The organism is Bacillus inaquosorum KCTC 13429 (genome assembly GCF_000332645.1).
Lineage (GTDB): Bacteria > Bacillota > Bacilli > Bacillales > Bacillaceae > Bacillus > Bacillus inaquosorum.
Window position 1 is genome coordinate 294,465 of record NZ_AMXN01000004.1, and the last position, 20,367, is coordinate 314,831.

Genomic DNA, 20,367 nt, shown 5'->3' on the forward strand with positions numbered 1-20,367 from the left:
CATTATAATGAAACAAATAATTTATTGCAATATTATTTTATCAATTTAAAATATTTAAACTTCGTTAGTTTTTCTTCCACGAACATAATATCCTTCTACCATTTAAAGCATAAATTGATTAAAAACTATTTTATGGGTTTTTTGCTCATATTGCTTTTTACATATAATATCTTGTTATTTTCACGCTGATAGCAGTTATCATTTAGGGGTTTTACAGCTCCCCTGGTATTTATATCATTACAATGTTACTGGAAAAAAGAATGTTTTTTCATGATGACAATTGGTTATAATTGATTTATAATGAAGCAATCAAAAGAAAAGCGTGCTATGAAAAAGAGTAGTACACATTTCACCCGTTTGAAGAGAGTCTGCGGTGCTGGGAGCAGATAACGGGCAATGTGGAATGGACTTTGGAGCAGCTGACCGAACCCGAAAAGTAGGCTCAGCCGGAGCAGACTCCGTTACAAACGTCAGAGTGATTCCATTTTAATGGAATAATCAGGGTGGTACCACGGTTCATTCGTCCCTTTTTTACAGGGGAAGAATGAGCCTTTTTTATTACGTTTTAAGAAATGAGGTTGATTTTTTATGAAACAAACGATTTTTTCAGGCATTCAGCCAAGCGGCTCCGTTACGCTCGGCAACTATATCGGTGCAATGAAGCAGTTTGTCGAACTGCAGCATGATTATAACAGCTATTTTTGCATCGTGGATCAGCATGCGATTACCGTGCCTCAAGACCGGCTTCAGCTAAGAAAGAATATCCGCAATCTGGCGGCGCTTTACTTAGCTGTCGGACTTGATCCAGAAAAAGCAACATTGTTTATTCAGTCAGAGGTTCCCGCGCATGCGCAGGCCGGATGGATGATGCAGTGTGTCGCATATATCGGCGAGCTTGAACGGATGACCCAATTTAAGGATAAATCCAAAGGCAATGAAGCCGTTGTTTCCGGCCTGTTAACGTATCCGCCGCTGATGGCCGCTGATATTCTGCTGTACGGAACGGATCTTGTGCCTGTCGGCGAGGATCAAAAGCAGCACCTTGAGCTGACGCGGAATCTCGCGGAACGCTTCAACAAAAAATATAACGACATCTTTACCATTCCGGAAGTGAAAATCCCAAAAGTCGGCGCACGCATCATGTCTCTGAATGATCCGCTGAAGAAAATGAGCAAATCCGATCCGAACCAGAAAGCTTATATTACATTGCTGGATGAACCGAAGCTCCTTGAAAAGAAAATCAAAAGTGCTGTAACAGATTCTGAAGGCATTGTAAAATTTGATAAAGAAAACAAACCGGGCGTTTCCAACCTTCTTACGATTTATTCAATCCTCGGCAATACGACAATTGAGGAGCTTGAAGCAAAGTACGAAGGGAAAGGCTACGGCGAGTTTAAAGGTGATTTGGCAGAAGTCGTGGTTAACGCATTAAAACCGATCCAGGACCGCTATCATGAACTGATTGAATCTGATGAATTAGACCGGATTCTTGATGAAGGCGCGGAACGGGCGAACCGGACAGCGAACAAAATGCTGAAAAAAATGGAGAACGCCATGGGTCTTGGCCGAAAAAGACGCTGATCAAAAAAAACCGCTCTATGCAAAGAGCGGTTTTTTTCAGTTTACCTTCGATTCGTTTTCCATTTCCCATAGCTTTTCGAAAAAAGGCTGTCCTTTTATCAGATTTTCGCAAAAAGCCAGATGCTTGTCCGACCAGCCTTCAATTGTTTCGTTATACAGCATGTCCCAAATCTCTTCAAAGCTCATCCGTTTGATTTGTTCATACATATGCGGGTTCCACTCTGTGTACCAGTAGCCGATTTCAGCGCGGTTTTTCAGCCCTTTTAATTGGTCAAGCGCCATAAACATCAGCTGCTTGATTTGCCGCTCTTTTCTTGTTAGTCCTCTGACGTGCTCTGGCGCTAATGATAAAATGTGATATTCTTTGGAGGATTCCAGCTTCTTTGGCTCAAATTCATATGTTTCAGGCTCCACATCTTTTACCATTTCATAAACGAGCTGCTCCTGTCTTGGGATCAGACGGCTTTTTCTGACAGGGATCGTGTAGCCGATCGTGTCGACAGCCAAAATGCCAATTCCGTCTGTTACGACAAAACAATACTCCAGCTTTGTCCGCTCGTGGTTTTTCCGAATGTACGATTTCTGATGTACGTCTTCAAGCAAACCTTTCGGAAGCTCAGACAGATCGTTTTCTATGTAATGAAACAGTACCGACGGCACCCTTAACAGCGGCACCTGATCCAAAAGCTCAACCGTATCTTCCTTGCGCCATTCGTGAAAGTGGCATACATTGTAGCCATTTTCTTCCCCTTCAAACCAATTGACCCACACATCATGAAGAAATAACATCTCTAACCCCTCACTTTTATAAAAACTGTTGTCCACAGTATAGGCAAGGGACAGAGAAATTATTCCAAAGAGATTGAGGAAATCTGGAATCTCTGGGTTTATGTAAGAATCATAAAAAGCAGATCTCTTTGTATATTTTCTGACAAAAAGAGATCTGCTTTTCTTCTGTTTTCGTTATATTTTGTAACCAATATTGTTTTCATTTTTATTTAATATTTTTCGGGTCCAGTGCATCCCGAAGGCCATCACCGACAAAGTTGAAGCACAAAACGGTAATTAAAATAAATAGCCCGGGAAATAATGGGTACCACCATGCTTGAATCATTAATGTAAAGTTTTGAGCATCCTGAAGCATATTTCCCCAGCTTGCGATTGGCGGCTGGATTCCGAAGCCCAAGTAGCTTAAAGTTGATTCAGCTAAAATGACACTGCCCACTTTTAAAGTAGCGGAGACAATTATTGGCCCAATACAATTCGGTAAGATATGCGAAAAAATAATTTTGTAATTTTTGGTGCCTATTGTTTTAGCAGCCAATACAAATTCTCTTGACCTAAGAGATAGAAACTCACCTCTGACAAGCCTCGCTGTTGTAGTCCAACCCGTCAGAGAAAAAATTAAAATTAACTTATCCATTCCCGGTTGAAAAATTGTCACTAAGGTAATAAGCAGAAAAATATCCGGAATAGATAAGACTACATCGACAGCCCTCATCAATACAGCATCTACTATTCCTTTAAAGTACCCTGCTAAGGCGCCAACAACGGTGCCTATAGTAATCGCACCAACTACTGAGACAAAGCCGACCAATAAAGACACACGAGCCCCATATAACACCCTTGTAAATATATCGCGTCCAAACTTATCTGTCCCCATTAGATTTTTAGGGCTTGGCGGCTTCAATTTATTTAAAAGAGATTGACTCTCAGGCGAGTAAGGCGCAATAAAAGGGGCAAAGACCGCCATTAAAATGATAACTGTTAAAATGATACCACCTATAACAGCAAGCTTATTTTTGAAAAACTTCTCAAAAAAGATCCTAGTCATTGTTTCTGGTTTTTTTCTAATATTTTCTTTTAGCTTTACCTCATTAGAGGGAGCCGCAGTGTTTGGATTTGCCATATGTGCCTCCCCCTTTTAATATTCAATTCGCGGATCAACTAATGCATACAAAATATCCGCAATCAAGTTTCCCAGTACAACCAAAACAGCAGAAATAACAGTCATGGCCATAATAACCGGATAATCTCTAGAGAATGCCGAATCAATAAATAATTTCCCTAATCCAGGCCAAGTAAAAATCTGTTCAACCACGACAGCACCTCCAATAAATGAAGGAATCATCAATCCGAAAATTGTAATAACAGGCAGAAGACCATTTCTCAAGCCATGTTTGAAAATAACTTTATTTTCTTTAAACCCTTTTGCTCGAGCTGTTCTTATATAATCCTGCTTTAATACATCTAGCATACTTGATCGTGTATAACGAGTAATACCAGCCATATCAGCAGTTGCTAAAACAAACGCTGGCAAAATTAAATGATGGATCCTGTCAAAAATGCTAAAGTCAGTGTTTAAAGTGCTGACACCCCCCGTAGGAAACCAACCGAGATTTACGGAAAGAACCATAATAAGAATTAATCCGAACCAGAAATTCGGGATAGCCAGCCCTAAAAATGATGTAACAGTTATCCCATAGTCAAGTTTAGAATAAGGGCGTTTCGCGGAAAGCACTCCGAAAGGAATTGAAATCAGAAGAGCAACAAGAGTTGAAAAAACCATAAGCACCAAGGTATTCGGTAAACGTGAAAGGATTAGATCGGAAACTGGTGTCCCCTTTTTAACAATAGATGTCCCGAAGTCACCCTGGAGCATATTTCCAAGCCATTTTAAGTATTGAACAGGCTCTGGGTCATTGAGTCCATACTTTTCAATAAATTTCGCTCTGTCAGCTTGGCTGATTGTCGGGTCCATCATTAATGACATCGGGTCACCTGGCGCCGCTTTCATAATCGCAAATGATAATATTGTAATGCCCAAAAGGATTGGCAAAGACATTAATGTTCGACGAACAATATATGTAACCATCTTCTTGTCCCCTTTTCTAAAATAGGATAAAGAGGAAAGGATGCTGGATCCTCACCTCTCTAGGGATTCAAAATTATTGTTCAAGCCACCATTTTTCAATATGATATAAGTCATTCTTTGGATGGAACACATAGCCGTGCATGTTTGCTGGGATTGCCCTATGATAATTGTAATAAAATAAGAATGAATAAGGCTGATCCTCTGCAATCAATTTATAGATTTCTTCGTATTTTTTCTGATATTCTTTTCTGTCTGTAATAGATTTAGCTTCTTCCAAAAGTTTATCGACTTTAGGGTTCTTATACCATATGTTATTTAATCCGTTCTTTGATTGACTGGAGTGGAAAATTGAAAATTGATCCGGAAATGTAGCCAAGCTCCAGCCAAGCAGCAAAGCATCATAGTCCCATTTCGGTGCACTTGTTTGTTCAATAAGTGCACTAAATTCTACAATTTGCGGTTTTGCTTCAATTCCCACTTCTTTTAGTTGCTGCTGAACAACAACCGCTAAATCTTCCCGAATTTTATTGCCTTGATTTGTCTTAATGGTAAACGAAAACTTCTTTCCATCCTTATCAAGGTAACCGTCTCCGTCTGTATCTTTCCATCCCGCTTCTTTCAAAAGCTTCTTAGCTTTTTTAGGATTGTAATCAAATGTAGGTACATCACTTTTCGGGTAATTCCAAGATAGCGGACTTTCAGGAACGTTTGCGACTTCACCATCACCGTTTAACACTTGATCCACCATTGCTTTTCGATCAAGTGCATGCGTAAGAGCTTGGCGGACTTTTTTGTCTTTAAATAATTCATTTTTTTCATTCCAGCCAATATAGCTGTAATTCAAACCAAGATCCGATTTAACTTGCACATTATCAAATGTCTTGACTGTTTCGAAATCAGTACCCGGAACAACAAAGAAATCAATATCTCCAGCCTTTAACTGGGCAACAGCTGCATTTGAATCCGGGATTGTTTTTACTGTAACTGTATCTAAATATGGTCTTCCGCCGTAATAATCTTCATTAGCTTCAAGTTTTACATAATCTCCTTTTTTCCATTCAGCAAACTTGAATGGACCCGAACCAATCGGATTCTTTCTATTAAATTCATTTTCGCCTAGATCTGAAACTGGTACTTTCCCTAAAATGTGTTTAGGCAGAATACCGTAACTATCTAAAACAACATTGTAAAAATACGCATCCTTTTTCTTTAATTTAAATTCAACTTCATAATCACCTTTTTTCGTCACTGACTTAAGTGACTCAAAACCAGAGCCGCGTTCACCATTATAATCCTTGTTTATGGGGATGCTGTATGTGAAAACAACATCATCCGCTGTAAGTTCCTTCCCATCATGGAATTTTACACCTTTTCTAATCTTGACATTATAAGTCAGACCATCCTTGGATTCTGTCACTTTCTCGGCTAGCGCAGGCTTCACATTTAGTTTTTCATCTGTTTCTAATAATGTACTATAGATCATCCCTTCAATATCTGAACTGGCGACATCTGTAGAATAGAGTGGATTAAACAAAGTTGGCTCCCCAGTTGAACCAACAACCAAATCCCCGCCTTGCTGCGGTTTGCCTGCTGATTTTTTCTCGCTGCTGCTGCTCGATTTTGATCCCGAGCAGGCCGATAAGAAGATGGCCAGAACCATCAATACACTTAGCATCATCAGTGCGGTTTTCCGTCTTTTCATTCGATATTCCCCCTCTTGAAATGTTCGTTCTTCTCAGCTGTTGTTTATGTAGTGCGCATACCCCCTCTCAAAGCTGTGCGGGCAATAATTAGCTATAAAGGTGACAAGCCACAAAATGGCTGGGAGCAGCTTCTTTGAATTCTGGTATTTGTTCCTTGCATATCGGCTTTGCGGCAGGACATCTTGTGTGGAAAACGCAGCCTTTTGGCGGATTGGCCGGACTTGGCAGTTCTCCCTTCAGGACGATGCGTTCCCGTTTGACAGATCCTTTTCTTCTTGTAACCGGGACGGACGATAGAAGTGCTTGGGTGTATGGATGAAGCGGATTGTCGTAAAGCTCATGCTTGCCGGTCAGTTCCATCATTTTGCCAAGATACATGACTCCGACTCTGTCGCTGATATGGCGGACGACACTTAGATCATGAGAGATAAATAGATACGTCAGATTAAATTCTTCCTGCAATTCTTCCATTAAGTTAATCACTTGAGCCTGAATGGATACATCAAGTGCGGAAACCGGTTCGTCTGCAATGATCAGCTCTGGATTCAAAGTGAGCGCTCTGGCGATGCCGATCCGCTGACGCTGTCCGCCGGAAAATTCATGGGGATAACGGCTGGCAAACGATGGGTGAAGACCTACTCTCGTAAGCAGTTCTTCGACTTTCTCGTTTCGTTCACGCATCGTATACATGTGGTGCGTATTAAACGGCTCCTTTATGATAGAACGCAGCGTTTTTCTTGGATTCAAAGAGGCAAATGGATCTTGGAAAACCATTTGAATATTTTTGCGGACACTTTTCCGCAGCTTCTCCTCTGACAGGTTGGAAATATCCTGCCCTTTAAAAAGGATTTGGCCTTCAGTTGGTTTATACAGCCTGATCATCGTCCTGCCGGCAGTCGATTTTCCGCAGCCGGACTCTCCAACGATTCCGAGTGTTTCTCCTTTTTTTAACGAAAATGAAACACCGTCCACCGCTTTTACATCGCCGACTTTTCTTTGAAAAAGGCCTGAGCGGATCGGGAAGTATTTTTTTACGTCACGAAGCTCTAAGATTGTTTCTTGATTAGCTGCTGTCATGATTGTTCGGCACCCTCTTCCTCATATAAAAAGCATCTCACTGTTCTTCCGCTTTTGTGCGTTAAAAGCGAAGGCTGATGTGTCCAGCATTTATCCATGGCTTTCGGACACCTTGGAGCAAAACGGCACCCCGGCGGCAGATTATCTGGTGTCGGCACGCTGCCTTTAATCGCATTTAATTTATCAATCTCTCCATCTATGACAGGAATCGATGTAAGCAGGCCTTCTGTATAAGGATGAAGCGGCTCTAAAAATAAATCGTCAACAGTAGCGTTTTCTACGACTTGTCCGCAGTACATGACAATCACTCTGTCGGCTGCTTCCGATACAACACCTAAGTCGTGTGTGATAAGAAGAATTGAAGTATTGAACTTCTGACAGAGATCTTTCATCAGCTCCAGAACTTGGGCTTGTATTGTCACATCAAGCGCTGTCGTCGGTTCATCGGCAATGAGCAGTTTAGGGTTACAGCTGAGTGCGATGGCAATCATCACCCTCTGTCTCATTCCGCCCGACAGCCGGTGCGGGTACTCCTTCATAATTTGCTCGGCCCGGGAGAAACCGACCATCTGTAAGAGTTCAACAGCTCTCTGACGGGCTTCTTTTTTCTTCATGTTTTTATGGTAAATCAGCACTTCGGTAATTTGTTCTCCGATTGTTAGCACCGGATTAAGGGAGGTCATTGGTTCCTGAAAGATCATGGATACTTCGTTTCCGCGGATTTTGCAATAGTCGTTTTCAGTGAATGAGGTGAGGTCTTTGTCTTCGAGTTTAATAGAGCCGTCCATGATTTTTCCGCCTGAGCTTTGGACGAGGCCCATAATTGATAAAGAAGTAATGCTTTTTCCGGAGCCCGATTCACCTACAAGCGCGACGGTTTCGCCTTTGCTGATGTGAAAATCGACTCCGTCAACCGCAGGGATCGGCTCCTTTTTTCTGAAAAAATAAGTCTTTAAATTATTCACTTCTAAAAGTGTGCTCATGCTAGCTCCCCTTCCCCCTCTTGTTTCGAACGTTTTCAAGAGAAAGCAATCCCTTTATTCAGAAATAATAAATAATATTGAATTATCGAAAAATTTTATAGTTGTATATTATTACAATCATTTTGCAAAATCAAGAATTTTTTAGGATAAATGTAATATTATTAATGGAATTCCATTATTTTATTCTTTTAAAGCGTTGCATCCAGAAAGGTTTCAGCAGGAATGGACAGCCCGTCTGCCGTGTTTGCCTTGTTGGCTGTTAAATATTTTTTTACAATATTGAATCCGACTGCGTATCCAAGCATTTTCGGCTGATATCCTTTGCCGAACAACAGCTGGGAGAATAGTCGATTGTCCCGTTTGATATCCTGATGGGGGGCAATCTTTTTTTCGTATAAAGCTTGCAGCTGCTCAGGGGTATACCAAGACGTCCATTCAGCCATTTGACTTCGGCCGAACCTCTCATATACAGCATATTCTGCAAGCCCTTCCATGATGATTGTATCAAGTAATGTGACATCCTTTTCCTCTTTTGTCAGATGATCTAACCGGCAAACGTGATGATATTCATGTGTCATCAGGGCAGATACCGATGCAAAATCCAAATCTGACGAGAGAAAGAGGAACATTTTGTCTTGAAAGGCGAGTCCTGATTTTGATCCGAATTCTAAACGAATTCTCCTGTTTCGTTCATCAACCGGCAGCGTGACAATTGGTACATCAGGACCTTGCCATTTGTTTTTCAGGTACTGTTCTTCCTTTTGAATATGCTCGTAAAAACCTTTTTCTTTCAGATTGGAAGCAGTATGAATTCCTTCTTTTATGTTTTTAAACATCCCATGATGCTGAAGGTGGCCCAGAATGCCTTTCCAGTTCTTTTTCTCCACACCTGAAAAAAGCGGTACAATGTAATGCGCCAAATCATCTATTGAAGCAGCCTTCCCGAGCCAGCTATATGTTTGTTCCACACTCATGTGATCGCCTCCTCTTTTTTATCCTATGCGCACAAAAAAAACCGGCTACCCTTTAAGGGCAGCCGGTTTGGCGTGATTATGATTGATATTTCTTAAAGATTAATGTTGCATTGTGTCCGCCGAATCCCAATGAGTTGCTGAGAACATAATTGAGATCCTGTCTGCGGGCTTCATCAGGCACATAATCTAGATCGCATTCTTCGTCTGGTGTTTGAATATTGATTGTCGGTGGGATCACACCTTCTTTAATGGCAAGGACAGAGAAAATCGCTTCAATACCGCCAGCTGCTCCTAAGAGGTGGCCTGTCATCGATTTTGTAGAGCTTACCGCAAGTTTATGCGCATGCTCGCCGAAGACGGTTTTAATCGCCATTGTTTCGTATTTGTCATTGTAATACGTGCTTGTCCCGTGAGCATTGATATAATCAATTTCTTCAGGGGTAATGCCCGCATCTCTAATGGCTTCTTGCATCGCTCTCGCTCCGCCTTCACCGTCTTGTGCCGGTGCTGTGATATGATAAGCGTCTCCCGTTGAGCCGTAGCCGACAATTTCTCCGTAAATCTTAGCGCCGCGGGCTAGGGCATGCTCAAGTTCTTCAAGAACGATAATCCCTGCACCTTCACCCATGACAAAGCCATCACGGTTTTTATCAAACGGACGGCTTGCTGTTTTCGGATCTGGATTAGTAGACAACGCTTTGTTGGCGCTAAAGCCCGCGAATGACATTCTTGTCAGCGGCGCTTCTGTTCCGCCTGTGACCATAACGTCTGCATCGCCGCGCTGAATGACTTTGAACGCGTCACCGATTGAATTCGTTCCTGTAGCACATGCTGTAACGGTACAAGAGTTAACCCCTTTTGCTCCTAATGCAATAGAAATCTGGCCTGTCGCCATATCAGGAATCATCATTGGCACGAAAAACGGGCTTACACGTCTTGGGCCTTTTGTTAAGAAAATTTCAAATTGAGACTCTAGTGTTTCAAGTCCACCGATTCCGGAGCCTACCCAAACACCGACTCTCGGTGCGATCTCATCGGTAATGTTGAGATCTGCGTCTTCAACTGCCATTTTCGCAGCTACAACCGCATATTGAGTAAAGCGGTCCATTTTTCTAGCTTCTTTTTTATCCATATAATCTTCAACATTGAAGTCTTTTAACTCAGCGGCTACTTTTGCCGGATATTCTTCAGCATCAACACGAGTGATCGGACCGATTCCGGACACACCGTTGATTGCGTTATTCCAACTTGTATCGACGTCGTTGCCAAGCGGAGATAATGCTCCAAGTCCTGTAACAACTACTCTCTTTTTACTCATCTTGTGTGCACCTCACCTTTTTTTATCGGCCCCAGCGGATTGCAATGGCGCCCCATGTTAATCCTCCGCCGAACCCTACCATGACGATCACATCGCCATCTTTGATTTTACCGGCTTCCAATTCTTCTACAAGAGAGATCGGAATGGATGCGGCAGAAGTATTTCCATATTTATGAACGGTTTTAGACATCTTTTCGACAGGAAGCTCTAAACGCTCGCGAGCGGCTTCCATAATGCGGATGTTCGCCTGATGCGGAATCAAAAAGTCGACGTCCTCTTTTGAGAGTCCGGCTTTTTCAATGACATTTACGCATGATTCACCCATTTGGCGGACTGCAAATTTGAAAACTTCTCGTCCATTCATGATTGTATGTCCTTTTTCATTCAGATACAAGTGCTGACCGCCTGTGCCGTCTGCTCCTAGTTCAAATGAAAGGATTCCTCTGTCATCACTGACTGGCCCGACTACCGCAGCGCCCGCTCCGTCTCCAAACAGAACGGCTGTGTTGCGGTCTTCCCAGTCTGTAATGCTTGAGAGCTTTTCTACACCGACAACAAGAACATGCTTGTAGGTTCCGGATTCAATAAATTGCTTACCGGTTACAACCCCGTACATGAAGCCTGCACAAGCCGCGCTGATATCCATAGCACACGCTTTCTTCGCGCCGAGCTGTTCTTGAATCATACAAGAGACCGTAGGAAAAGCCTGATCAGGTGTAACAGTTGCAACCAGGATCATATCCAGGTCCTCGGCTGCCACTTCAGCTTGTTCCAGCGCCTTTTTCGCTGCTGCAACAGCCATATGTGATGAATACACATCATCTGCGGCAATTCTTCTTTCTTCTATTCCTGTTCTTGTACGAATCCACTCGTCAGAAGTTTCAACCATTTTTTCAAGATCTTGATTTGTTAAAACCTTCTCAGGAATGTAACGTCCAACACCAAGTATTCCAGCTTTCATAAGGGAAGACTCCTTTATATCGTAAATTTAGAAGATCAATCGGTTGTGATCAATTATTAGTATCAGGTACTAATTCTATCCTATTTTTTTTCACATGGCAATATATTCGTCTAAACTATCAGTTCATCTTACTCATAGAGTATGGTATATGGAAAGGAGGCGTATGCAGTTGGATGTGTTTTCAAAGATGATGTTCGGCGATTCCGCAAAACAAACAGCAGAGAAGGAAGAACAGCAAGAGGAGGTTTCCCAGACAAACGAAGAAGAAACGATTAATTACATGCATATTATGGACCAAATCGGTTCAATTATGAACTCTCTTGATCAAATCAAGCCCGCTTTAAAGGAGCTTGCACCGATGATTTCCGCTATTAAAAAGAAAATCATGTGAAAAGCCACTTTCAAAAAAGTGGCTTTTTCTTATTCGGTTTCAGATTTCGCGTCAGACTTGCCAAGCTCATAAGCTTCCGCCATTACCGTTGTAAATAGATTCATAAACGGCTGGATGGCCTCCATTGACAGCTCAATGCCTGATTTTTCAAGCTGTTCTTTCGCTTCAGGCAGATATTTCATGGCAATTTGCAAGAACTCCAGTGATTTTTCGTGCTGCATGTGAAGTCACTCCATTACTCATTTTTTGGCAGTTCGCCTGTTTTGTTGTACGTTTTGATCAGCTTGGTGATTCTTTGCTGAAAGTCTTTATCGACAAGCGGACTGAATGTTCCCATTTCTACAACTCCCGTTTTCAGGTCGTAGTAATGATCTCCGCCTTCAAGGGTGCCTTTGTTGAATTGCTCAGCGATGATTTCATAGGCCTTGTCCACATTTTGCACCGTGCTGGTTAATACGGTATTCTCGCCGAGATCTGATTGATCTGTGACATAGCCGATGGCATAAAGGCCGTCTTTTTTGATTTGCTGAATGACAGGAACATTATACCCGTCTCCGGCGGGATACACAACATCCGCGCCTTCGTTCTTCATTTTCTGATAAAGCTTTACTGCCGTCGAATCATCATCCCAATGATCCGTATATTTCGTGTTTACTTCTATATCAGGGTTTTCATATTTGGCACCTTTGATAAAACCGTCAACCTCTGGCTGCCACGTAAAGGAAGCAATCACGCCGACCTGATTCGTTTTCGACATATGGGCAGCTGTCATTCCTCCAAAAAAGCCCATTGCTTCGCCGCTGAAATGGACACTCGTCACATTATCACCTTTCGCTTCCGCATTAGAAATGACAAATTCCATATCTGGATAATCTTCGCTGACCAAGTTAAATACCTCTGCATATTCACTTCCATGGCCATAGAGAAGGTTGACGCCCCGCTTATGAAAATCCTCAATCGCATTTATGATATCTTCATCTGTTTTAACGCCTTCTTTATAGTAGACGTCCACATTGTATTTTGATTGTATATTCAGTAATCCTTTATACCCTTTTGTGCCCCATACGAGGTCATTAATCGTATCAGGAAAGAGCATGCCGACCTTCTCAATTTTTCCTTTAAACGGAGTTTGTCCACATCCGCTCAATAAAAGGAGGACAGAAAAGATCATGACAAGCCTTGTGATCAAGTCATGTTCAACTCCTTTTGACAAGCTATAACATGTATTATTTTTATACGTTTATTGTATCTAGAAACCTCGAAACATGGAAGGTTTTTCTTAATATTTGTCGAAAATTGATGAAAATTGTCTTTTCCACTCGACAATTTTTGTTTTTGCTTCTTCTTTCGAGGTTTTTTGTGTGACTTGCAAATTAAAAATCTGATTATTGCTTTTATCACGGCTTGGTTCAAGCAGAAACCTCAGCAGTTCGTCTGCCACATCGTCTGTGTAAAAGCCGTCTTCCTCAGTTTCTTCTTTCCAGGGCCCATACATTTTCGGCAGGATCACCGCTTTTTCTGAACCTGACTTTTTCATTTTTCCCCATTCTGTTCGGTCTTGTTCATATACTAATACATAGGGAGAATCATATTGGTCTAAGGGCAAGCCGTCGAACTGGATACAAATTGTATCATATTTTTGATCTCCAATACGTTCAAGCTGGCGAAAGAGTCCATTTCTCCCAAGCCACATGAGTCTTTCTTCTAGGTACATTTGCCTCATTTCATCTTCTGTTTCAGCCAGAATAACGTCAACATGTATGCCTTCATCCATCATTCGCTCGCATAATGAAAGGCCGAAAAATTCGTCCGCACCTACAATCAGCGTTGATTCCATTGCATCTGCCGCCCTTCCGGTTTTTCATTTCCCAAAGCAAAACAGCCTCCGCAAAAGAGAAGGCTGTTGTTATTGTATTCTCTATAACTCTTTTTCATGACTGTGAAAGAATTTGCAGATTGATGCATATATTCTGCTTGGATGCTCAAATAAGTGAAATGTCATGTCGACCGGTGAGCCTTGCTTCTGCTGTTTTTCCTTGAATACTTCGGCATGTACGCTGTACGGATAGGGAGCTCCGGTCATTCGCTGCCATATATGAACCGGCACGCCGCTCGGATAGCTTTCAATTGTTTTGTAACACAGCGCTTCCGCTTCTTTTTCAGAAATTCCGTAGCTTTCCGATACTTCTCTCAAAAATTGCTTATAGAAAAATTTATTTTCTTTCTCCGATTCATAATGTGCATGAAGATCGAGACAAGGATTCAACATTGCGGCTGAGCGGATATGATCCGGGGAAAAACGAAGCAGTTCATCGGCCACGAGAGCACCCATGCCTTCTGCTAAAATATGAATCTTCGGATTGAGGATTTCCTGCTTCAGCACGGAATGTATGAGCTGTTTGGCATAGGTGACCGCTTTTTCCGCACCCCAATGCCTTCCGAACAGATTGCTGTTAAAAAGGGTATATCCTTCATTCCTCAGCATGTTCAGAAGCTGATTTCGGCCGTAATGCTGAAGCCAAAAGCTTGAATCATTCCCGACAAAGTGGGTTCTGTCCCCTAAGATAAAGATGCCGAAGCCGTTCGGGCGATAGGGCAGATGAATGACGTTATGCTCCGTTCCCAATTGAAAATACCTTTCCGTTATTCCCATCGCTTGCCCGCCTCCTTTCACACTTCATCTCACGCTATCATATGTAGAAAGAAAAGAAACGAATAAGGTAAAGTCCTAGCCTTTTACAGTTTTGGCTATTATACCGATTGACGATTTTTTATATTTTACCATTAAAATGTGACGAATCAGACTCTTTTGTCACCTCACTTTCTTCTAAAATTGGATTCCCCCTTCGCTTTTTGTATGGTATGATAGCTTCTAGAATAGAATGAGAAGGACGAGGTGGAAACGTGCGATATATTATTGCCTTTATTTGGACGTTCCTTTTATCACATATGGCATGCTACTTGATTGCCAGCATGAACAGCGCTGCGTATAATTTCAAAACATCATCTGTAATTGCTGTTGTACTGTATGTCTTAATCATGGTTTTAGCAGAAATCATGCCTATGAACAAAAATGCAAGCCAGCATTAATGCCAAAAACCCAAAACATTTCATTGTTTTGGGTTTTTTCTTGATCACGGCTTTCTTTTATATGTCCACAGCCGGTTGTGATTTGATGTTTCAGGAAACATATCCCCTGCTGATAGATGGACCTTTTGAGGGTTTTTAACCATACTCCCCGTCTCGCCGATTTCAACGTAGATGCCATTGTTGGGCGCTTTTTGTCCGGGCCGGAATTGATGCTGCTGTCCCACTGTTTTTCCTCCTTTTCCTTTTTGCTGTAGTATGCGCCTAAGCGGCTGTGAATATGTTGCCATCAAAAAAACTGCTGAGTGCGGCTCAGCAGTTTTTTTGATTATTCTCCTTTGTATAAAATGGCCTTCAGCAATGCTTTTTGCACATGGAGACGGTTTTCCGCCTGCTGGAATACTGCTGAATTTGGCCCGTCAATAATCTCCGCAGTCACTTCTTCCTCACGGTGCGCAGGGAGACAATGTAAAAATGTATAGTCAGGCTTGGCGTGGCTGACAAGCGCTGCATTCACCTGATAAGGCGCAAAGACAGCGAGACGCTCTTGTTCTTCCGCTTCCTGCCCCATGCTGGTAAACACATCAGAATAAATCACGTCCGCGTCTTTTACAGCTTCAATTGGATCAGCCGTAAGCGTGATAGAAGCACCGGATTGAAGTGCAGCTGATTTTGCCGCTTCAACTGCTTCATCTAACACTTCATACCCCTTTGGCGAAGCGATCGAGATATCACAGCCCATTTTCGCGCAGCCGATCATTAATGAGTGCGCCACGTTATTTCCGTCACCGATGTACGCGACTTTCACGCCTTTAAGCTTCCCTTTCATTTCCTTAATCGTCAAAAGATCCGCCAGTGCCTGGCATGGATGGTATTTATCCGTAAGTCCGTTGATGACCGGAATGTCAGCTTCTTTGGCAAGCTCCTCCACCTTTTCATGCTCAAAGGTCCGAATCATGATGGCATCCACATAGCCTGACAGCACTCTAGCCGTATCAGCAACAGTCTCACCGCGCCCCAGCTGCAGATCTTTCTGGCTTAAGAAGAGGGCACTCCCGCCCAGCTGCGCCATGCCGGCTTCAAATGAAACACGGGTTCGCGTTGATGACTTTTCAAAAATCATCGCCAAGGTTTTGCCTTGAAAAATAGGCTGGATTTTGTTTTGTTTCAGTTCACCGGCTTCTGCGAGCAAGGCGTTTATATCCTGTTCACTAAGATCCTTTAACGTTAATAAATCTTTTCCGTATAAACTGGTTTGCGTCACTGTGTGCATGATGCCACTTCCTTTTTATAGAGATCTTTGAGAGATACAGGCTGCGGATGGCCTGAACCGCTTTGTAAAAACGCCCGCACGGTTTCTTCTTCTGTAAAGACGGTGATGCCGTGCGTCATGGCTTCCAAACGTTCTTTGCGCGCTTCTTCAGAGGCGCTCAGATTGATGTGGAGCGCTTTTCCTTCCTGTTCCATCCATGAGGCAAATGTCCCTTCATGAACTGTAAAACCGGCTTTTTCCGCTAACTCCTTGACATCTTCCGGCCCGTTTTGCAAATAAATTCTGCCTTTTTGATTCCAGACACGCGTATAGATTTTTTTCAAGGCGCTGTCGGCATCATATGCAACACACATGCCTTCTCCCGTTGATTTCATTTCCGGTCCAAGCTTGACATCCACATCCTGGATCGCATGAGAAGAAAAAACAGGGAACTTCACGGCAACCCCATGATGATTTTGAACTGCAGGGTTTACATCTTTTAAAGACGCCCCCGCCAGCAGACGTGTAGCGAGCGGGATCATCGGAACGCCCATTACTTTGCTGACGACAGGAACCGTTCGGCTCGCTCTCGGATTGACTTCAAGAACGAGAATGTTTCCATTGTCGATCACAAATTGGATGTTCATGATGCCTTTAAATGAAAGCTTTCGGGCAATTTTTTGCGCGGCCTCTTTTATGCCCTGCTGCAGCCCGCTTGTGATGGACGGTCCAGGAAGGATGGCAAAGCTGTCTCCCGAATGGACACCTGCCCGTTCAATATGCTCGATATATGTCGGGATAAAGACATCCTCGCCGTCGGAAATCAAATCAATTTCGACTTCCTTTCCTGACACATACTGATCAATTAAAATCGGGTACGGCATGCTGTCCTCACCGTTCAGAAGCTGAGAAAGCTGAGCTTGCGAATCAACTATGATCATGCCCATTCCGCCGATAACGTAAGATGGGCGGATTAGCACCGGATAGCCGATCTCATCTGCTTTTTCAGCGGCCTCTTCTTTTGTATAGGCGATTTCTCCTTTTGCGTGGTTCAATCCAAGCTCATCAAGAAGCTGATAGAATTGATCCCGATCCTCTAACACATCGAGCGTTTCAAACGAGGTGCCGAGAAGGGTAATACCGGCTTTTTCGAGTGCTTCAGCAGCATTGATCGCGGTTTGGCCGCCGAATTGCACGATTGCAAAATCAATGTTTTCCTGCTCCGCCACGTTTAAAATGTGCTCAGTTGTCATCGGTTCAAAATACAGGCGGTCCGCAATTTCATAATCGGTGCTGACCGTTTCCGGGTTATTGTTGATCATGATGGTCTCAAACCCAAGCTCTTGCAGTGTCAGCACGCCGTGTACAGCACTGTAATCAAATTCAACGCCTTGGCCGATCCGAATCGGGCCAGATCCGATAATCAGCGCGCGTTTTTTCTCTTTGCGGCTGATGTCCCCATCAGTCTCTCCGAAATATGTGGAGTAAAAGTAGTTTGTTTTCGCATCAAATTCAGCCGCGCATGTATCTACAATTTTGAAGGAAGGCGTAATACCCATCTCCTTGCGAAGCGTACGTACCTCTTCTTCTGTTTTGCCGATCAGCGAGGCAATCGTTGCGTCTGAAAATCCTTTTTCCTTTGCTCTTTTCAATAATTCAAAAGAGAGATCGCTGCCCGCTTCCATCATGCGATTCTCCAGTTTGATGATGTTGTCAAAGGTATGCAGGAAAAACGGATCAATTTTTGTTTTCGCATGAATGTCATCAATCGTCACGCTTCGGCTCAACAGCTCCATGACAACGAAAAATCTGCGGTCGTCCGGAGTGACTGCCAAATCCCAAAGCGCTTCAATCGACAAGCCGCTGAGCTCTGGAAGGTGCGTACCGACATTTTTCAGTTCAAGGGACGCTGCTGCCTTCTGTATCGCCGCTTCTAAATTCCGTTCAATCGCCATCACTTCACCGGTGGCTTTCATTTTTGTGCCAAGCTTGCGGTCTGCATTTTTGAATTTATCAAACGGCCAGCGCGGAAATTTGACGATCACATAGTCCAGCGCCGGTTCGAAGCTTGCGTAAGTCGAGCCTGTGAGCGGATTTTTGAGCTCATCAAGGGTGTATCCGACTGCCAGTTTCGCAGCCATCTTTGCAATCGGATAACCGGTGGCTTTAGACGCGAGAGCCGATGACCTGCTTACCCGCGGATTGACTTCGATGACGTAATATTGCTTGCTGAATGGATCAAGCGCGAATTGAATGTTGCAGCCGCCTACGACATCAAGTGCTGAGATGATCGTCAGGCTTGCCGTCCGCAGCATTTGATAGTCTTCATCCGTCAAAGTTTGTGAGGGTGCTACAACAATGGAATCACCTGTATGCACACCGACCGGATCGATGTTTTCCATATTGCAGACGGTAATGCATGTGTTATGGCTGTCACGCATGACTTCGTATTCGATTTCTTTAAAGCCGGCAATGCTTTTTTCCACAAGGCATTGATTGATCGGGCTTGCTAATAGCGCCTGCTTGATCATGGCTGTAAAGGCTTCTTTATCAGGAGCGATTCCTCCGCCCTTTCCGCCCAATGTGTAAGCAGGTCTGATAATGACAGGAAAACCGATGGATTCCGCAAAACGGATGGCGTCGGTCACGTTATCAACAATTTCACTCTCCGGCACGGGCTGGTTCAATTCGTTCATTAACGAACGGAATTTTTCCCGGTCTTCTCCTTTTTGTATCGTCTCAACGGATGTGCCGAGAAGTTTGACGCCGTGCTCTTTTAAAACACCTGTTTCTTCAAGCTCCACTGCTAAATTCAAGGCGGTCTGCCCGCCTAAATTGGCAAGAAGTCCATCAGGCTGTTCTTTCTTAATGATGGCTGTCAGGCTTTCTGCTGTCAGCGGCTCGAAATAAATTTCATCAGCGAAGGCTTCATCGGTCATAATTGTCGCCGGATTGTTATTGACGAGGATCACCCGATAGCCTTCCTCCTTTAGCGCGATGCACCCTTGAGTGCCTGAATAATCAAATTCTGCCGCTTGGCCGATGATGATCGGGCCTGAGCCGATTACTAATATGCTTGAAATACTGGTGTCTTTAGGCATGAGCGATTTCTCTCCTTGCTGGTATCACATTCTTTAGATAATCATCAAAAATCCATTCGCTTTCCGCAGGTCCGGGATGGGCTTCCGGGTGGAATTGGACACTCATGACAGGAAGTTTTTTATGGGCAAGCCCTTCAATTGACGTATCATTGACATGATGAAACCTGATCGTGAGCTCTTCTTCATTAATGGACTGTTCATCAACCACATAGCTGTGATTTTGGCTTGTCATGAAGACGCGTTTCGTTTCACGGTCGATGACCGGATGATTTGCGCCCCTGTGTCCGAATGGCAGTTTGAATGTATTCCCTCCGAACGCGAGCGCGATTAGCTGATGGCCGAGACAGATGCCAAGAGTCGGATAACGGCTGATGATGCTTTTGATCTTTCCTAAATACGGCTGAATGGCTTTCGGGTCTCCAGGTCCGTTCGATAGCACAATGCCGTCCGGCTTCATGTCGTATACAGCTTCCATTTGCTGATACGGCACCACTGTGACCTTGCAGCCTCGTTTGACAAGTGATGAGGCGATTGATTTTTTATAGCCGAAATCGATGAGGGCGATATGTTTATGTCCGTCGCCGAATGTGCTGATTTCCTGTGCGGATGCCTGTTCTGCCACGTTCTCTGGCTGAAGGGCGATCTCAGCTGCTTCTTTAGAGGCTGTGACAGTCGCACCCATCGTTCCGTTTGCCCGGATTTTTTTCACGACAGCCCTCGTATCAACATGGGTCAACAGCGGAATGTTCCATTTCTGCAAATACTCTTTGAGGCTGTATACCGCTTCATGATGAGAAAAATGATCACACGCCTCGTAGACAACCGCGGCTTTCACTTGCGGTTTTTTGCTTTCAAAATCCTTTTCATTAATGCCATAGTTGCCAATCAGCGGGTAGGTAAATACGATAATCTGTCCTTTATATGATGGATCTGTCAGCACTTCCTGGTAGCCTGTCATTCCTGTAAAAAAAACAGCTTCTCCCGTGCAGTTTTCATGACCGTCCAACTCGCCGCTGAACGCTGTTCCATCTTCTAACACTAAATAACCTTCCATCTAACAGCCC

General features: G+C 43.5%; 19 protein-coding genes, 1 pseudogene and 1 other annotated feature. Of the genes and pseudogenes, 3 read left to right on the forward strand and 17 right to left on the reverse strand.

The genetic code is table 11. The features are described 5' to 3' along the window. Window positions 1-318: 318 nt before the first annotated feature. Window positions 319-531 (forward strand) — a binding site (T-box leader). Between the two features lie 57 nt (window positions 532-588). Beyond that, complete coding sequence (trpS, locus tag BSI_RS09120; RefSeq protein ID WP_003239296.1) at window positions 589-1,581, forward strand: tryptophan--tRNA ligase; 993 nt, start codon at window positions 589-591, stop codon at window positions 1,579-1,581. 36 nt (window positions 1,582-1,617) lie between these two features. Here the strand turns inward: trpS and BSI_RS09115 are convergent, their stop codons facing one another. From BSI_RS09115 to fabH, 9 genes are all read right to left on the reverse strand, one after another. Next, on the reverse strand, window positions 1,618-2,370 hold the full coding sequence (locus tag BSI_RS09115; protein WP_003239298.1) for a YjbA family protein: 753 nt from the start codon (window positions 2,368-2,370) through the stop codon (window positions 1,618-1,620). 205 nt (window positions 2,371-2,575) lie between these two features. Beyond that, complete coding sequence (gene opp4C, locus BSI_RS09110) at window positions 2,576-3,490, reverse strand: oligopeptide ABC transporter permease (protein WP_003239300.1); 915 nt, start codon at window positions 3,488-3,490, stop codon at window positions 2,576-2,578. 15 nt (window positions 3,491-3,505) lie between these two features. After that, window positions 3,506-4,456 carry an ABC transporter permease gene (locus BSI_RS09105; RefSeq protein WP_003239302.1) on the reverse strand — a complete coding sequence of 317 codons (951 nt, stop codon included), beginning with the start codon at window positions 4,454-4,456 and terminating at the stop codon, window positions 3,506-3,508. A gap of 73 nt (window positions 4,457-4,529) precedes the next feature. Beyond that, complete coding sequence (locus BSI_RS09100; protein WP_003239304.1) at window positions 4,530-6,158, reverse strand: peptide-binding protein; 1,629 nt, start codon at window positions 6,156-6,158, stop codon at window positions 4,530-4,532. Window positions 6,159-6,246: 88 nt separating this feature from the next. Further along, window positions 6,247-7,236, reverse strand: a complete 990-nt coding sequence (gene appF, locus BSI_RS09095; protein WP_003239305.1) for an oligopeptide ABC transporter ATP-binding protein AppF — start codon at window positions 7,234-7,236, stop codon at window positions 6,247-6,249. Further along, window positions 7,233-8,219 (reverse strand): oligopeptide ABC transporter ATP-binding protein AppD, encoded by a 987-nt coding sequence (gene appD, locus BSI_RS09090; protein WP_003239306.1) that lies wholly within the window; start codon window positions 8,217-8,219, stop codon window positions 7,233-7,235. The genes appF and appD overlap by 4 nt, the downstream gene beginning before the upstream one ends. 188 nt (window positions 8,220-8,407) lie before the next feature. Continuing rightward, on the reverse strand, window positions 8,408-9,193 hold the full coding sequence (locus BSI_RS09085; RefSeq protein WP_003239307.1) for a DUF2268 domain-containing putative Zn-dependent protease: 786 nt from the start codon (window positions 9,191-9,193) through the stop codon (window positions 8,408-8,410). Window positions 9,194-9,269: 76 nt separating this feature from the next. Beyond that, on the reverse strand, window positions 9,270-10,511 hold the full coding sequence (fabF, locus tag BSI_RS09080; protein WP_003239308.1) for a beta-ketoacyl-ACP synthase II: 1,242 nt from the start codon (window positions 10,509-10,511) through the stop codon (window positions 9,270-9,272). A 22-nt stretch (window positions 10,512-10,533) separates the two neighbouring features. Further along, entirely contained in the window at window positions 10,534-11,472 is a 939-nt protein-coding gene (gene fabH, locus BSI_RS09075) for a beta-ketoacyl-ACP synthase III (protein ID WP_003239309.1), read from the reverse strand. 163 nt (window positions 11,473-11,635) lie between these two features. Between fabH and yjzB the strand changes: the two genes are divergently transcribed. After that, window positions 11,636-11,863: a spore coat protein YjzB gene (gene yjzB, locus BSI_RS09070; RefSeq protein ID WP_080010764.1), complete on the forward strand. Its 228-nt coding sequence runs from the start codon at window positions 11,636-11,638 to the stop codon at window positions 11,861-11,863. A gap of 29 nt (window positions 11,864-11,892) precedes the next feature. On the opposite strand, the gene comZ is transcribed toward yjzB, so the two are convergent. The 4 genes from comZ to BSI_RS09050 all read right to left on the reverse strand — a co-directional run bounded on the left by comZ (window position 11,893) and on the right by BSI_RS09050 (window position 14,516). Then, window positions 11,893-12,084: a ComG operon transcriptional repressor ComZ gene (gene comZ, locus BSI_RS09065; RefSeq protein WP_003224559.1), complete on the reverse strand. Its 192-nt coding sequence runs from the start codon at window positions 12,082-12,084 to the stop codon at window positions 11,893-11,895. 14 nt (window positions 12,085-12,098) lie between these two features. Beyond that, entirely contained in the window at window positions 12,099-13,052 is a 954-nt protein-coding gene (gene med / locus BSI_RS09060; protein WP_003239311.1) for a transcriptional regulator Med, read from the reverse strand. Between the two features lie 90 nt (window positions 13,053-13,142). Then, the gene (locus BSI_RS09055; protein ID WP_003239313.1) at window positions 13,143-13,700 is read right to left on the reverse strand and encodes a hypothetical protein; all 558 of its coding nucleotides are present in this window, start codon (window positions 13,698-13,700) and stop codon (window positions 13,143-13,145) included. Between the two features lie 81 nt (window positions 13,701-13,781). Continuing rightward, entirely contained in the window at window positions 13,782-14,516 is a 735-nt protein-coding gene (locus tag BSI_RS09050) for a hypothetical protein (RefSeq protein ID WP_003239317.1), read from the reverse strand. Window positions 14,517-14,767: 251 nt separating this feature from the next. Between BSI_RS09050 and BSI_RS09045 the strand changes: the two genes are divergently transcribed. Further along, window positions 14,768-14,953, forward strand: a complete 186-nt coding sequence (locus BSI_RS09045; RefSeq protein WP_003224551.1) for a YjzD family protein — start codon at window positions 14,768-14,770, stop codon at window positions 14,951-14,953. Window positions 14,954-14,997: 44 nt separating this feature from the next. Here BSI_RS09045 and BSI_RS09040 read toward each other — a convergent pair whose 3' ends face one another. The 4 genes and pseudogenes from BSI_RS09040 to BSI_RS09025 form a co-directional block, all read right to left on the reverse strand. Beyond that, on the reverse strand, window positions 14,998-15,177 hold the full coding sequence (locus BSI_RS09040) for a YjzC family protein (protein ID WP_003239319.1): 180 nt from the start codon (window positions 15,175-15,177) through the stop codon (window positions 14,998-15,000). A gap of 85 nt (window positions 15,178-15,262) precedes the next feature. Beyond that, window positions 15,263-16,223, reverse strand: a pseudogene (argF, locus tag BSI_RS09035) (ornithine carbamoyltransferase). Further along, complete coding sequence (gene carB / locus BSI_RS09030; protein ID WP_003239322.1) at window positions 16,211-19,303, reverse strand: carbamoyl-phosphate synthase (glutamine-hydrolyzing) large subunit; 3,093 nt, start codon at window positions 19,301-19,303, stop codon at window positions 16,211-16,213. Before carB ends, argF begins: the two are co-directional and overlap by 13 nt. Then, window positions 19,296-20,357: a carbamoyl phosphate synthase small subunit gene (locus BSI_RS09025; RefSeq protein WP_003239324.1), complete on the reverse strand. Its 1,062-nt coding sequence runs from the start codon at window positions 20,355-20,357 to the stop codon at window positions 19,296-19,298. Before BSI_RS09025 ends, carB begins: the two co-directional genes overlap by 8 nt. Window positions 20,358-20,367 lie beyond the last annotated feature (10 nt).